Raw genomic sequence first — 14775 nt, 5'->3', positions numbered from 1 at the left:
ACAATCACCCACTCAGTTGTTATTATTTAGTTAATTCTTTTACTTAGCAGGCAAACTAAGTTCACCCCTGCGTTCGACGCTGCTACAATAGTGACCTATTAAATGATTAATGAGTATGCAATGCCTTCCCCTGACTCGATAAATAAACGCATTTTATTACCTTTACTCGCAAGTATTGTTGCTATTACACCACTGGCGATTGATTTGTATTTACCTGCAATGCTTGTTATTGCTAACGATTTACAGACCACGATGCCAAATGTGCAGATATCTCTAAGTATCTATTTGGCAGGCTATGCTTTAGGTATGTTATTTTTTGGGCCTATTGCAGATGAGCTGGGCAGGCGGCTACTTGCAAAAGTGGGGTTAGTGCTATTTGGAATAACATCATTGGCCTTAGCTTTTTGTGATGATATTGAGTTGTTTTGGACGCTCAGAGCCATACAAGCATTTACAGGTGCAGCTGCAACAGTGGTTGTTCCTGGTATTATTCGCCATATCTACCGTGAGCATACAGCCAAAGGTATGTCATATGTTTCAATGATCATGATGGTTGCACCACTTATCGCACCAACCTTGGGTTCTTTGATCATGGGAATTTCAACGTGGCAAGTGATTTTTATTGCTTTAGCGTCATACAGCTTTGCGATTTTAGCCTTAGTACAAATATACTTAATAGATATCCCCATTTTTAAAAGTCAACAACGTGGTTTTGCACTATTTTTTAATAGTTATAAAACCGTGTTTTCACGTAAAAGTGCATTAGCAGATATTGCCAGCTCGATGTTTGCTTCGTTTGCGTTCTTCTGCTTTTTAACATCAGTACCTTATGTCTACCTCGATTTTTTTAACGTTGATGAGCAGCTATTCGGTGTGCTGTTTGCGTTTAATGTCTTAGCATTAATGTTTGGTAACTTTATGAATACCCGTTTGGTACCACGCTTAGGTTCTCGTAAGCTATTATTTATCGGCCTTGGTATTGGTTTTGTTTCTGGTGGGGCATTGCTGTTATTCAGTGTGGTGCATTTATCACTTTACTTTATCGTTGCGGCAATAGCGCCACTAATGATGAGTTTAGGTATTGTAGCAAGTAATGCAGACTCATTAATATTGATGCAATTTGAAGAAAAGTCAGGTACGGCAACGGCGGTGATTGGTACACTTCGATTTGGCAGTGGTGCTTTAGTCGGCCCTATCCTTGCGTTTGTTCATCCACAAAGTGCCATTCCATTTTCTGCGATGATGTTCAGTGCACTGATACTTATCTTACTCGTACAGCTGTGGCACAGAAAACGATACCAATCGACTTAAATATTTAATCATTCTAGGAGCTAAATGGTTGGTAACTTATCAAAAAAAATGCCTGTGATTAACAGGCATTTTTTATATATTTTAAAGCTTATTCAGCTTCTTTCGATACCATCACCATCGCAGGGCGAAGTAAACGACCGTTTAGTGTGTAACCTTTTTGCATCACAGCTAATACCGTATTAGGTGCAACATCGTTACTTGGCTGGATTGACATCGCTTGATGGAACTCTGGGTTAAATTGCTCGCCCTGTGGGTTGACAATTTCAACACCAAACTTAGCAACTGCGTCATTAAAGCTCTTAACTGTCATCTCAATGCCTTCAAGTACAGGCTTAAGCTCTTCATTTTCTTTATCAGAAAATTCAATTGCACGCTCTAAATTATCAATCACTGGAAGTAACTCATTAGCAAACTTCTCTAGTGCAAATTTATGTGCTTTTTCTACATCTTGAGCAGCGCGACGACGCATGTTCTCAACGTCTGCGGCAGCACGTACAACACTGTCTTTTTGATCATTAATAGTCTGTTTTGCAGCTTCAAGTTCACTATGCAGTAATGCAATTTCTGCTTCAGGGCTCATTTCTTCGCCTTCCATTTGCTCTGCTGCTTCTACAGCTGCATCAACGTCCGCTTGCATCTGTTCAAATTCTTCGTTTAATTCAACTTCTTGCTCTGGTGATTTTGTCTGCTCTGACATAGCTTAAATGCTCCAATTCTTTACAACTGCGGTAATTATGGGGATAGAATCAAAAGATTCAAGAGGCACGTGACCCGATTGACTTAAATTCTTGGATGATTGCTTCAATTTGTGCTGATTTTGGACAAATAACACAAAATCTACTTTGATATTGTTGGTTATTAAAGTACGGCACACTTAATACCATTAACTCATCACAGTCAGTGAAAGGTAATTGCTCGGTATTTAATACCGATAAGCCATTTCTGAACGCCAGCTTATCTTCAACATAGTCCAAAAACGAGACCCCGATGTTTAAGCTCGTTTGGCAATCAACTTGACGATATAAATAATTTTCCCCGACCACTATGCTGTTATCAGAACCGAGCTTCTGACTCAACTCTCGTGTCCATTGCGTTAAAGAGTCATGGCAGTTATAGGGAGCGGTATTCGCCATCGCTTGCATACGATACAAACCTTCCATAAGCGTTTGTTGACTAAACACCGTATTCAACCAAGTAGCAAATTGGTAGCGAACCGTATCGCTGGCATCTTGTGGCTTAGAAATGCATATATTGTTACTTTGTCCTGCACGGTCTATTAATAGAATAAGCCAATTAGAGCCGTCAAAATCTAACACTTCAACTCGAAATACTAACTGCGAACTGACCTGAGGTAACCCAACACAACAGCACACCTTGTAACGCTGACTTAAACCATGTGCAAGCTCAACTAACTGAGATTGTTCAGGCTGCCAATATGCTGCCACTTCTGACAATGCAAAAAACTCCGACAACCAGTAATCGAAGCCCGCATTCGTTGGCACCCGACCTGCCGATGTGTGAGGAGAATAAAGTAACCCTTCTTTTTCGAGTCTCGACATTGCATTTCGTATCGTTGCAGAACACACTGCCATGCCTTTTTGTTTTGCAATGCGCGTAGATGCTACCGGTTGGCCTTCACCATTACAGTAGAGGCTCATCACAGCTGAAAAAATTTGTTGGTCGCGAGGGTTTAATTTCATAAATTCATACATCTTATCTCTTGCCAGTTAATATCTGGGCATAGCATGTTTATTTCAAGGTATTTTCAAAGCTTTAATTTTTAATGTACTCTATCCGTATGACATCGCTAAGTGCACACAATATGGATTCTCCGTTCAAAACTATCGGCTTAATCGGCAAGCCAAACCACTCAGGTGCAGCCAACACACTACAACGCCTTCATACTTTTTTGCTCGCATTAGGTTTTGAAGTGCTTGTTGAACAACGTACAGGAAGACAACTTGAAGATGTGCCCAGTGAGCAATTAGTCAAGCTAGTCGATTTAGGCGAACGGGCAGATTTAGCCATTGTAGTAGGTGGTGATGGAAATATGCTGGGTGCGGCAAGAGTTTTAGCACGCTTTGATGTTGCTGTTATTGGCGTTAACCGTGGCAATTTAGGCTTTCTAACAGACCTCAACCCAGAAGGCTTTGAAGCCAGCTTAGAACAAGTTCTTAGTGGGCAATATATTGAAGAAAAACGCTTTCTGTTAGAAGTAGAAGTGTATCGCCACGCTGAGTTAAAAAGCGCAAATTCAGCCGTAAACGAAGCGGTGCTTCATGCTGATAAAGTCGCTCATATGATAGAGTTTGAGGCCTTTATTAATAACGATTTCGTTTTTTCACAGCGTTCAGATGGTTTAATCGTGTCAACCCCTACTGGATCGACGGCATACTCTCTTTCTGGAGGCGGGCCAATTTTAACCCCTGAGCTGAACGCAATATCACTTGTGCCTATGTTTCCTCATACTCTTTCAAGTCGCCCTTTGGTTGTTGATGCCGATAACGAAGTTCGTTTGAAACTGAGCCTTGAAAACACAGACAGTTTACAAGTTAGTTGTGACAGTCATGTGGTGCTGGCAGTATTACCTGGTGATGAAGTGGTGATAAAAAAAGCAGATAAACGTTTACGGCTAATCCACCCTAAAGACTATTCTTACTACAATGTTCTGAGAAAAAAACTGAATTGGGGAAGTCGGTTATTTTAAAACACATTTTTTGCTTTAAATAATTGCCAAGTCAAAGTGATTAGCGCAAAATATTCAGACTTAAAGCTGTAATTATTTAAGGAATCTAATCCGAAATGGGCTATATCGTTTTTCTTGCTCTACTGTTGCTGATCACCTTGCTAGGTTGTTACTGGATCATCGAAAGTAATCGTCAAAAAGCAATCGAAGCAGAAAAAAAGCGCTTCAATCAACGCGTAAAAGAAATCAACAATGACTTCAAAATCAAGTTAATTGAATTTAGTGAAGCCAAGCTCATTCGCCCTAAAAATATAGGCAGCTTACATCAAATAACAAGTAACTATTTCGTCGTGCAAGCACATAACGAAGAGAATTTGAACCAGCTCGAATATATCAGTGATCTATTTATCAATACGGTCATTGCAGAAGCAAGTCGTTTACAGAGTGAAGCTGAACACGACCAACTTGCAGACCGTTTACAGTATTTTATGGCGCAACTGCCCCGTAATGGTATCGAGTTTAATAAAACCTTTTATCAAGAAACATTCCCTTCATTGGTTGAGACTATCAAGTTCTACCCTTCTATAGAATCAATTGATGATCACCAGCAAAGTATTGCCCCCCAAGAGATTGAAGATTTAAACCGACAAGAACAGCTCACAGAATTAACCTAAAATACAAATTTAGTTTGCAAAACCCAAAAACACTGTATAAATTAACAGTTAATTAGCTGGATGGATAAACAGTATGTTAATTGGGTTAGAAATTAAAAACTTTGCCATTGTGAGTAGTTTAAGTACGGAATGGCATCATGGTATGACAGCCATTACCGGTGAAACAGGTGCCGGTAAATCAATTGCAATAGATGCACTCTCATTGTGTTTAGGTGAACGAGCCGATGCAACAGCCGTTCGCCCTGGCACTGACCGTGCAGAAATTTGTGCGCAGTTTGATATTTCAACGCTTCCTTTAGCGCAGCAATTCCTAGAGCATCATTTGTTATCGAATGCTGATGGCGAATGTCTATTACGTCGTGTGATTTGCAAAAATGGTCGTAGTAAAAGCTACATCAATGGCAGCACAGTGACTGCTGCACAACTCAAAGAGCTTGGCCAGTACTTAATATCGATTCATGGTCAACATGCCCACCAGCATCTATTAAAATCTGATCATCAACTGCATTTACTCGATGCGTATGCTGGTCACACGACATTGCTTGCTGATGTTAAAGAGCGCTACAAAGCCTATCAAGCATTATTAAAAGAGTTTAACCAGCTTGAGCAACAACAACAGCAACAAGCTGCGCAAAAGCAGTTACTTGAGTATCAAGTTGCCGAATTAGATGAGTTTGCTTTACTACCTGGTGAGTTTGAAGAAATAGAAGCCGAGCATCACAAATTAAGCCACAGCCAAACTATTTTAGAATCATGCCAGCGTGAATTACAGCATTTATATGAAGCTGATGAACAAAGTGCATGCTCACTGCTACAGCACAGTGCACAGCAATTTATTGAACTTGCAGGGTATGATGAGAGCCTCACGGGTATCGCCACGCTTTTAAATGAAGCCGCAGTGCAAGTCGAAGAAGCTAGCCGAGAGATCCGTGGTTATGTTGACATGACAGATCTAGACCCAGCCCGTTTAGACGATGTAGAAACTCGTTTAACAGGCATCATGGACTTGGCGCGTAAGCATCACATTAAGCCTGAAGAACTTGTTGAGTTCCATCAATCAATCGCAAAAGAATTAGCATCAATTAGTTATAACAGCGACCGCCTTGGCGCACTTGAAAGCGAAATTAGCGACGCGCTTGAACAATACAAGCAAGCGGCTCAATTATTAAGTGAAAGTCGCCATCGTTATGCTGATACACTTAATCAGCTAATTAGCGATAGCATGGCTAATTTATCAATGGAAAATGGCAAGTTTGCGATTGATATACAACAAACACCCGACAAAACACCTAGCGCAATGGGTTTTGACACAGTCTCGTTTTTGGTATCGACTAACCCAGGTCAACCTTTACAAGCTCTATCAAAAGTTGCATCCGGTGGTGAATTATCGCGTATTAGTTTAGCTATTCAAGTGATTATTGCAGAGCGCGTGACCACGCCAACTTTAATTTTTGATGAAGTGGATGTGGGTATTTCAGGCCCGACAGCATCCGCCGTAGGAAAGCTGCTGCGCCAACTTGGGAAATCAACCCAGGTTATATGCGTTACACATTTACCTCAAGTTGCCAGCTCTGGACATCAACAGTTTTTTGTTGCCAAAGAAATTGCTCATGGCGAAACCTTTACGCAAATGAATACACTATCAAAAGATGGCCGTATAGACGAAATTGCACGTCTACTGGGTGGCGATAATATTAGCAAAACAGCAAGAGCAAATGCGAAAGAGTTAATAAGCGCACATGCATAATTTGTTAAGAGAAGTAATGGGCGCTTAAGCGCTCATAAATTGGACATTAAAATAATGATATTTCGCAAATTAGCTATATTTGTGACAGGTTCAATAGCGATGACATCAACCCCAGTAAGTGCATCACAGTCTATGGATACAGCAAGCCCTTTTATATCTGTTTGGCTGTATTTAGTCGAAGTATTGGTGATTGCTTTGCCTATTGTTGCTTTACTTTTACTGGTATTTAGTCGCTGGAAACACTTAAAATTTAAATTACAGCTACAAGCTGTTCTAAATGTGTCTGCTTTTTTGATGATCGCATTGGGCGGTATTTTAGGCTACTTTAGCCAAGCATTATCGACCATGATTTGGCTGTTTATGGGTAGCCACCTTATTGTAGTTGGCACAGCCTATTTACTCCTAAAACGTCATAAAATGAAAGTAAGGAATGCCTTGATTGGATGTTGGTAATGACCAATAGCGTAATAAATAAAACAACTAGCCTAAAGTAAAAAAGCAAGCTAAGCGCTTGCTTTTTTACTAACTAAGACAGCTTAATTAAACCTCTAGGTAATCCATAATACCTTCAGCAGCATTACGGCCTTCAAATATAGCAGTCACGACTAAGTCTGAGCCTCGTACGATGTCACCACCAGCAAATATTTTCGGATTAGTTGTTTGATGCGTAAACTCGCCTTTTTCTGGTGCGTTAATGCCGCCCCAATGGTTTATTTCAACACCATAAGGTTCTAACCAGTCCATTTTATGAGGTTTAAAACCAAACGCCATGAGCACTTTGGTGGCTTCAATAACATGTTCAGAACCGGCAACTTCTTCAGCACGACGACGACCATTTTCATCCGGCTCACCAAGTTGTGTTTTCACCATCTTAACGCCAGCGACTTTACCATGTTCGTCAACAACAATACCTTTAGGTTGTACGTTAAAAGTAAACTCAACGCCCTCTTCACGGGCATTTTTAACTTCGCGTTTTGAACCTGGCATATTTTCTTCATCACGACGATACGCACAGGTTACTTTCGTTGCGCCTTGACGGATTGAGGTTCTTACACAGTCCATCGCAGTATCACCGCCACCAAGCACGACTACTTTTTCGTTAGCCATATCAATGTAGGCTTGCTTATCCTCAGCATAACCCATAACACGATTTGTGTTACCGATTAAGAAAGGCAATGCATCAAACACACCATCGGCGTCTTCGTTCTCAAAACCTGCTCGCATACTTTGATAAGTACCCACGCCTAAAAACACGGCATCATATTCAGCCAAAATTTCATCAAGGGTAATATCAACACCCACTTCAGTATTTAGCTTAAACTCGACACCCATTTCAGTGAAAATTTCACGACGTTTTTGCATCACTTCTTTTTCAAGTTTGAATGAAGGAATACCAAATGTAAGTAAACCACCAATTTCAGGATGACGATCAAACACCACGGGTTTTACGCCGTTACGTACTAAAATATCCGCACAGCCTAAGCCTGCTGGGCCTGCACCAATGATAGCCACTTTTTTGTCAGACCAAACGACATAAGACATGTCTGGCTTCCAGCCCATCTTAAAGGCCGTATCAGTGATGTACTTTTCGATATTACCGATAGTAACAGCACCAAACTCTTCATCAAGTGTGCATGAGCCCTCACATAAGCGGTCTTGTGGACAAACCCGGCCACACACCTCCGGTAAACTATTGGTTCGATGAGAAAGCTCAGCTGCTTCTAAAATACGACCGGTACGAATTAACTTTAACCACTGTGGGATATAGTTATGGACTGGACATTTCCATTCACAATATGGGTTACCACAATCTAAACAACGGTCCGCTTGTGAATTAACTTGTGTTTCAGAAAACGGCTCGTATATTTCTACGAAAGATTGTTTACGTGCAGAAATTGGCTTTTTGCGCGGATCTACACGTTGTACATCGATAAACTGGTATACATTTTCGCTCATACTACCCCCTACTGAGCCTGAACACGAAGCTCTGCGCTGCTGCGCGCTCGGTGTCCGAGTAAACTTTTTACATCACTAGATTTTGGCTTGACCAATTTAAACATCGGCATGTATAAATCAAAGTTAGCTAAAATCTGCTCAGCGCGGTTTGAGCCAGTCAGCTCTAGATGCTCAGCAATTAGACCACGTAAATGTTCTTGGTGAGATGCTAAGCCTTCAAGCGTAACGATTTCAACAAGCTCTGGGTTAATGCGTTTTTCAAAGTCTTTGCCTTCATCAAGAATATACGCAAAGCCCCCTGTCATACCCGCACCAAAGTTAATACCCACTTTGCCAAGTACGCAAACCACACCGCCTGTCATATATTCACAGCCGTTATCACCCACGCCTTCTACAACAGCTTGCACACCTGAGTTACGAACAGCAAAACGTTCACCTGCAGAGCCAGCAGCAAATAACTTACCGCCTGTTGCTCCATATAAACAGGTATTACCTGCAATCGTGGCCTTATGGCTTTCAAACGATGAACCGAGCGGCGGACGAATTACCAGCTTACCGCCAGCCATGCCTTTACCAACATAGTCATTGGCATCACCAACCAGGGTCATTTCTAGCCCCCCCGCATTCCATACACCGAATGATTGACCCGCTGTACCATGAAGCTCAATAGAAACTGGGTCAGCAGCCATGCCTTGGTTGCCATGTTTTGAGGCAATATAGCCTGATAACATCGCGCCTACAGAACGGTCGGTATTACAAATACGGCTTACCAATGAGGTACCCGACTTTTCGTCAATTGCTTGCTTGGCTTTTTCAAGCAAGGTTTCATTTAGCTGACCTAAGTAGTGTGAGCTATTTGGCACACTACAATACAGGGTTTCACCTGTTGGGTTGTTAGGCGCAGCAATCACAGACGACAAATCCACTTTCTTTTGTTTCTCTGTCTTGCCTTCAATCGCTTCAAGTAAATCCAAACGACCAATTAAATCTGTTAAGCGTGCTACACCTAAACTTGCCATGATTTGGCGAGCTTCTTGTGCAATAAACTTAAAGTAGTTCATCGCCATTTCTGGCAAGCCATGATAGTGCTTTTGGCGCAGTGTATCGTCTTGTGTCGCAACACCGGTCGCACAGTTGTTTAAGTGACAAATACGTAAGTATTTACAACCAAGTGCCACCATAGGACCCGTACCAAAACCAAAGCTCTCAGCACCTAAAATAGCTGCTTTGATGATGTCTAGGCCTGTTTTGAGACCACCATCTGTTTGCAGACGAATACGGTGACGTAAACCGTTTTCAACTAATGCTTGCTGTGTTTCAGCAAGGCCAAGCTCCCACGGGCTACCAGCATACTTAACAGAAGTAAGCGGGCTTGCACCTGTGCCACCGTCATAACCCGCAATGGTGATTAAATCGGCATACGCTTTAGCAACGCCCGTTGCAATCGTACCAACCCCTGGTTCAGAGACTAATTTCACAGAAATCAGTGCATCTGGATTCACTTGTTTTAAATCGAAAATAAGCTGAGCTAAATCTTCAATCGAGTAAATATCGTGATGCGGCGGAGGCGAAATCAAGGTCACACCAGGCACTGAGTAACGTAACTTTGCAATATACGGCGTTACTTTTTCACCTGGTAATTGACCACCCTCACCTGGTTTTGCACCTTGCGCAACTTTAATCTGAATTACATCAGCGCTACGTAAATAATGTGGTGTTACACCAAAACGACCTGAAGCAACTTGCTTAATACGCGAGTTTTTCTCTGTGCCGTAACGAAGTTTATCTTCACCACCTTCACCCGAGTTTGAACAACCGCCTAAACGGTTCATTGCAATCGCTAACGCTTCATGTGCTTCTGGCGATAACGCACCAATACTCATTGCTGCCGAGTCAAAACGCTTATATAGCTCAGTTGCCGGTTCAACATCATCAATACTGATACCTGCATCTGGCACTTTTACTGCCAACATGTCACGCAAATTAGTGATCGGACGATTATTTACTAAATCAGCATAGGCAACATAATCACTGTATTCACCAGAACGCACTGCTTTTTGTAGCGTTTGAATAACATCTGGGTTATACGCGTGATACTCACCGCCATGCACATATTTCAATAAACCGCCATGGCTTAACAATTTACGCTTACTAAATGCCAGTTTATGAAGCTTGCGTTGATCGTCATCAAAATCAGTGAAACACGCCCCTTTAATACGACTTGCCACACCATTAAAACAGGTTTCGACGATAGCCTCAGACAAACCAACGGCTTCAAATAACATCGAGCAGCGGTATGACGCAACAGTGCTAATACCCATTTTCGACATGATTTTATAAAGACCCTTGTTTATCGCATTACGATACGCAAGCGTTACTTCACAATAAGTCTTATTGATCACCTTACTATCACTCATAGCAACCAGTGATTCATAAGCAAGGTATGGGTAAATTGCTGTTGCACCAAAGCCGAGTAATACAGCGAATTGATGAGCATCGCGAACACTGCCTGATTCAATGATAATGTTTGATTCACAGCGCAAGTTATTATCAACTAAACGTTTCTGAATAGAGCCTACCGCCATCGCAGCAGGAATTGGCAACTGTGTTTCGCTGAAGTTACGGTCGCTTAACACTAACATCACACAACCAGAAGCCGCTTTCTCTTGCGCTTCGTCACAAATACGTGTGATAGCGCTTTCAAGCCCCTCTTCTACTGTGTAAGTGATATCAATTTTGCAGTAGCTGTAATATTTATCATCAGCATTAAGTAACTGCTGCATATCTGCATACATCAAGATTGGTGTATCAAACTGCAAACGCTTAGCGTGACCAGTGGTTTCGTTAAATACGTTTTGCTCACTACCAATACAGGTTGCCAGTGACATAACGTGATTTTCACGAAGCGGGTCAATCGGTGGATTCGTTACTTGCGCAAACTTCTGTCTAAAGTAATCAAATAACGAGCGGTGACCTTCTGATAGTACGGCAAATGGAGTGTCATCACCCATTGAACCTGTCGCTTCTTGACCGTTTTCACCCATCACACGAATAACACTATCAAGCTCTTCGTTAGTGAAACCAAACATCTTTTGATATTTAAGCAATGTTTCGTCATCAAATGAACGATTACCCGCATCTTTTTCAGAGAGCTGCTCGAACGGTATTAAACGCTTAACATTTGCTTCGAGCCATGCTTTGTATGGATGACGTGACTTAAGATCTTGGTCAATTTCATCTGAATGCCAAATTTTACCTTGATGAGTATCAATAACTAACAGCTCGCCAGGGCCAACACGGCCTTTTTCAACCACTTCGTCTGGTGCATAGTCCCAAATACCCACTTCTGAGGCGAGTGTTATAAAACCATCTTGGGTGATCACATAACGCGCTGGACGTAAACCGTTGCGATCAAGGTTACAGGCTGCAAAACGACCGTCAGACATGACAATACCAGCAGGGCCATCCCATGGTTCCATATGCATTGAGTTAAAGTCGTAGAATGCACGTAGGTCTTCATCCATAGCACGGTTTTTTTGCCATGCAGGCGGTACAAGCATACGCATTGCACGGAATAAATCCATGCCACCCGCTAAGAACAACTCAAGCATATTGTCTAAGCTTGAAGAGTCAGAACCGCTTTCATTTACGAACGGTGCAGCTGATTGCAAATCAGGGATAAGTGGTGAGGCAAACTTATACGCACGGGCACGGGCCCACTGGCGGTTACCTTGAATGGTATTAATTTCACCATTGTGTGCTAAATAACGGAATGGCTGCGCTAATGGCCAACGAGGTTGTGTATTGGTAGAAAAACGTTGATGAAATACACAAATCGCACTGGTCATGCGAATGTCAGCTAAATCTAAATAAAAGTTAGGTAAGTCAACTGGCATCATTAAGCCTTTATAGACAGTGACCAAACCAGATAAGCTAGCAATATAAAAATGTTCATCGTTTTCAAGGCGCTTTTCTGCACGACGACGCGCAACATATAAACGGCGCTCTAAATCTTTCGGACGCCAGCCTTCTGGGGCGCTAACAAAAATTTGTTCAAAGCCTGGTAGTTGTTTTTTTGCAATTGGCCCTAAACATGACGCATCAGTCGGTACAACGCGCCAGCCTTGAATGCTCAAGGTTTCTTTTTCGAGTTCTTCACTCAACACATCTTTAGCTGTTTGCGCAAGTACAGGATCGGCATTCAAAAATACCATGCCTACGGCGTAGTTCTTTCCTAGGTGCCAGTCATGTTCGCTAGCAATAGCACGAAAGAAACTATCGGGTTTTTGCATTAATAAACCACAACCATCACCGGTTTTACCATCGGCAGAAATACCGCCACGGTGCTCCATACGATCAAGCCCTGTGATTGCTGTTCGGATCAAGCGGTGACTCGCTTGTCCATTGACTTGGGCTATCAAGCCAAAGCCACAATTATCTTTTTCTAATTTTGAGTCGTATAACATAGACCCCTCCCCTTGCTACAACGACCAGCCCTTTAGTCTCTTGTGACAGGGCTAGCAGACGAACAAAACTATCGCCAAATAATCTCTGAGTCAATAGAGTTTTGAATACATATTCATATTCATGAATATTTCTCATTTAAATGCACTTAGTAAATTCTATGCTAATTTTTTACATTTAGGCGTATTTTCACCGTTATTTTTTTATGACACTGGTGTCATATTTAACAACTTGTAAAAGAAAAATTTCAAAAACCACTCTTTACGTTAACGTAAACTGACAACTAAAATGAATAAATATTCACTTTTTGAATGATAATGCAGAATTTAGATATCACCTACTCATATAAACCAGACTCGCTAGGCACTTACTGTAACTCTTTAGATAACTATTTACGCTTACACTCCTAAAAGCTTGCTCTTTACGCGCACGTAAACCCACTTATTAAAAAGTGTCCGCTGCGGACACTTTTTCTGTCCGCGGACATTGAAATAACATCAATAAGATAAATAAACCCTTATAAATCAAAAGAATAAAAGTTGGCATATTGTTGGTATATAAAATTACATCAGCAGATTTAAGGACAGGACATGTTCACTTTTAGTTTATTTATTGCATCGCCACTCACCATGCTAGTAGTGGGTTTCATGATTATGTTAGTTGAGAACATTAAGGAACTATGATGATAAAAGATACCAGTGCTCAGGATATCTCGGTGACGAAGAAGAATAACTTTGCAAAACCAGTTGCACTAATTATCGGTGTATTATTAATTGGCTCGGTTGCTATAGGCAGTATTTTTGCGGACACCGAAGGCAGTATTTCCGTTGAGAAGGCAAGCCTACAAATCAGCAAAGTAACTCAGCAACCTCTCATTAGAGATGTCGCCGCCAGTGGCAAAATCGTTGCTGCAAATGCGCCCAAAGTATACAGCCCTGAACGCGGCTTTGTGGATTTGAAAGTAAAAGCAGGTGACAGCGTAAAAAAAGATGACGTCATCGCAATTGTAAAAAGCCCTGAGCTAACAAATGAGCTAAAACAGCAACAATCTGTACTTGCAAGGCTTGATGGTGAGCTTCAACGCAAGCAACTCGAAGCACGTAGACAAAAATTAAGCTTAACGAAAGCGCTCGACCTTGCTCAGGTTGAACTTAATGCTGCGGACCGTGAAAACCGTCGTGCCCAATTATCTATAAAGAAAAACTTAATAAGCCAAATTGATTTAGAAAAAGCAGTCGATGATTTAGCAAGAGCAAAACTTTCTTATAAACATGCTGAGCAAGAGGTTGCGCTTGCAAAAGATACCCTTGCCTTTGAGTTAAAAGCCGCAGAGCGAGATCTGGCAAGACAGCAGCTTATCGTTGATGATTTATTTCGCCAAGTAAATGACCTAACTATCATAGCCAGTGTGAGCGGCATCGTGGGGAATTTACTTGTGCAACAAAAAGAGGCCGTAACTCAAAGTCAGCCATTAATGACTTTGGTGGACTTAAGTAACTTTGAAGCCGAGCTTCAAGTGCCAGAAAGTTATGCTAATGAATTAGGTTTAGGGATGCAAGTCGAACTAACGCTCGGTGCTCGTCATGTGACGGGAACATTGTCAGCAATATCTCCGGAAGTAAACAACCGCGAAGTGACAACACGAGTACGATTTGATGATGAACTGGTTGGAATTCGCCAAAATCAACGTCTCACAGCCCGCATTCTCTTAGAAAATCGCGACAATGTTTTACAAGTAAAGCGCGGCACCTTTTTACAACAAGGTGGGACGCGTGCTTATCGAATTGATGGTGATATGGCTTACTTAATCGATATAAAAACAGGCGCTAGCAGTATTAACGCTGTGGAGCTCTTAGAAGGCGTTCAAGCTGGCGATCAATTAATCATCTCTAACTACGACCGTTATAAACAAGCACCGGTACTCGTTTTACGTTAAC

General features: G+C 41.7%; 10 protein-coding genes. 6 read left to right on the top strand and 4 right to left on the bottom strand.

The genetic code is table 11. The features are described 5' to 3' along the window. The first annotated feature begins 102 nt into the window (after positions 1–102). Positions 103–1311: a Bcr/CflA family efflux MFS transporter gene (locus L3Q70_RS06750; protein ID WP_228074450.1), complete on the top strand. Its 1209-nt coding sequence runs from the start codon at positions 103–105 to the stop codon at positions 1309–1311. A gap of 88 nt (positions 1312–1399) precedes the next feature. Here L3Q70_RS06750 and grpE read toward each other — a convergent pair whose 3' ends face one another. Both grpE and L3Q70_RS06740 read right to left on the bottom strand, forming a co-directional pair. Beyond that, entirely contained in the window at positions 1400–2008 is a 609-nt protein-coding gene (gene grpE, locus L3Q70_RS06745; RefSeq protein WP_062570750.1) for a nucleotide exchange factor GrpE, read from the bottom strand. Between the two features lie 58 nt (positions 2009–2066). Continuing rightward, entirely contained in the window at positions 2067–3011 is a 945-nt protein-coding gene (locus L3Q70_RS06740) for an HrcA family transcriptional regulator (RefSeq protein ID WP_193988944.1), read from the bottom strand. A 122-nt stretch (positions 3012–3133) separates the two neighbouring features. Here L3Q70_RS06740 and nadK point away from each other — a divergent pair, with 122 nt between their 5' ends. The 4 genes from nadK to L3Q70_RS06720 all read left to right on the top strand — a co-directional run bounded on the left by nadK (position 3134) and on the right by L3Q70_RS06720 (position 6871). Next, positions 3134–4018: an NAD(+) kinase gene (gene nadK / locus L3Q70_RS06735; RefSeq protein WP_062570748.1), complete on the top strand. Its 885-nt coding sequence runs from the start codon at positions 3134–3136 to the stop codon at positions 4016–4018. Positions 4019–4113: 95 nt separating this feature from the next. Beyond that, on the top strand, positions 4114–4671 hold the full coding sequence (locus L3Q70_RS06730; protein WP_193988664.1) for a hypothetical protein: 558 nt from the start codon (positions 4114–4116) through the stop codon (positions 4669–4671). Positions 4672–4744: 73 nt separating this feature from the next. Then, positions 4745–6418, top strand: a complete 1674-nt coding sequence (gene recN / locus L3Q70_RS06725) for a DNA repair protein RecN (RefSeq protein ID WP_237115115.1) — start codon at positions 4745–4747, stop codon at positions 6416–6418. Between the two features lie 54 nt (positions 6419–6472). Next, a complete protein-coding gene (locus L3Q70_RS06720) occupies positions 6473–6871 on the top strand; it encodes a hypothetical protein (protein WP_237115114.1) in 399 nt (132 codons plus the stop codon). Positions 6872–6958: 87 nt separating this feature from the next. Here the strand turns inward: L3Q70_RS06720 and L3Q70_RS06715 are convergent, their stop codons facing one another. Both L3Q70_RS06715 and gltB read right to left on the bottom strand, forming a co-directional pair. Further along, the gene (locus L3Q70_RS06715; protein WP_062570744.1) at positions 6959–8374 is read right to left on the bottom strand and encodes an FAD-dependent oxidoreductase; all 1416 of its coding nucleotides are present in this window, start codon (positions 8372–8374) and stop codon (positions 6959–6961) included. Positions 8375–8382: 8 nt separating this feature from the next. Beyond that, complete coding sequence (gltB, locus tag L3Q70_RS06710; RefSeq protein WP_237115113.1) at positions 8383–12840, bottom strand: glutamate synthase large subunit; 4458 nt, start codon at positions 12838–12840, stop codon at positions 8383–8385. 680 nt (positions 12841–13520) lie between these two features. Between gltB and L3Q70_RS06705 the strand changes: the two genes are divergently transcribed. Beyond that, a complete protein-coding gene (locus tag L3Q70_RS06705) occupies positions 13521–14774 on the top strand; it encodes an HlyD family efflux transporter periplasmic adaptor subunit (protein ID WP_237115246.1) in 1254 nt (417 codons plus the stop codon). The last annotated feature ends 1 nt before the right edge of the window (position 14775 follow it).

Source organism: Pseudoalteromonas sp. CF6-2, from assembly GCF_021729425.1.
GTDB lineage: Bacteria > Pseudomonadota > Gammaproteobacteria > Enterobacterales > Alteromonadaceae > Pseudoalteromonas > Pseudoalteromonas arabiensis.
The sequence above is the reverse complement of the archived record's forward strand: the minus strand, read 5'-3'. Positions and strand labels throughout refer to the sequence as shown.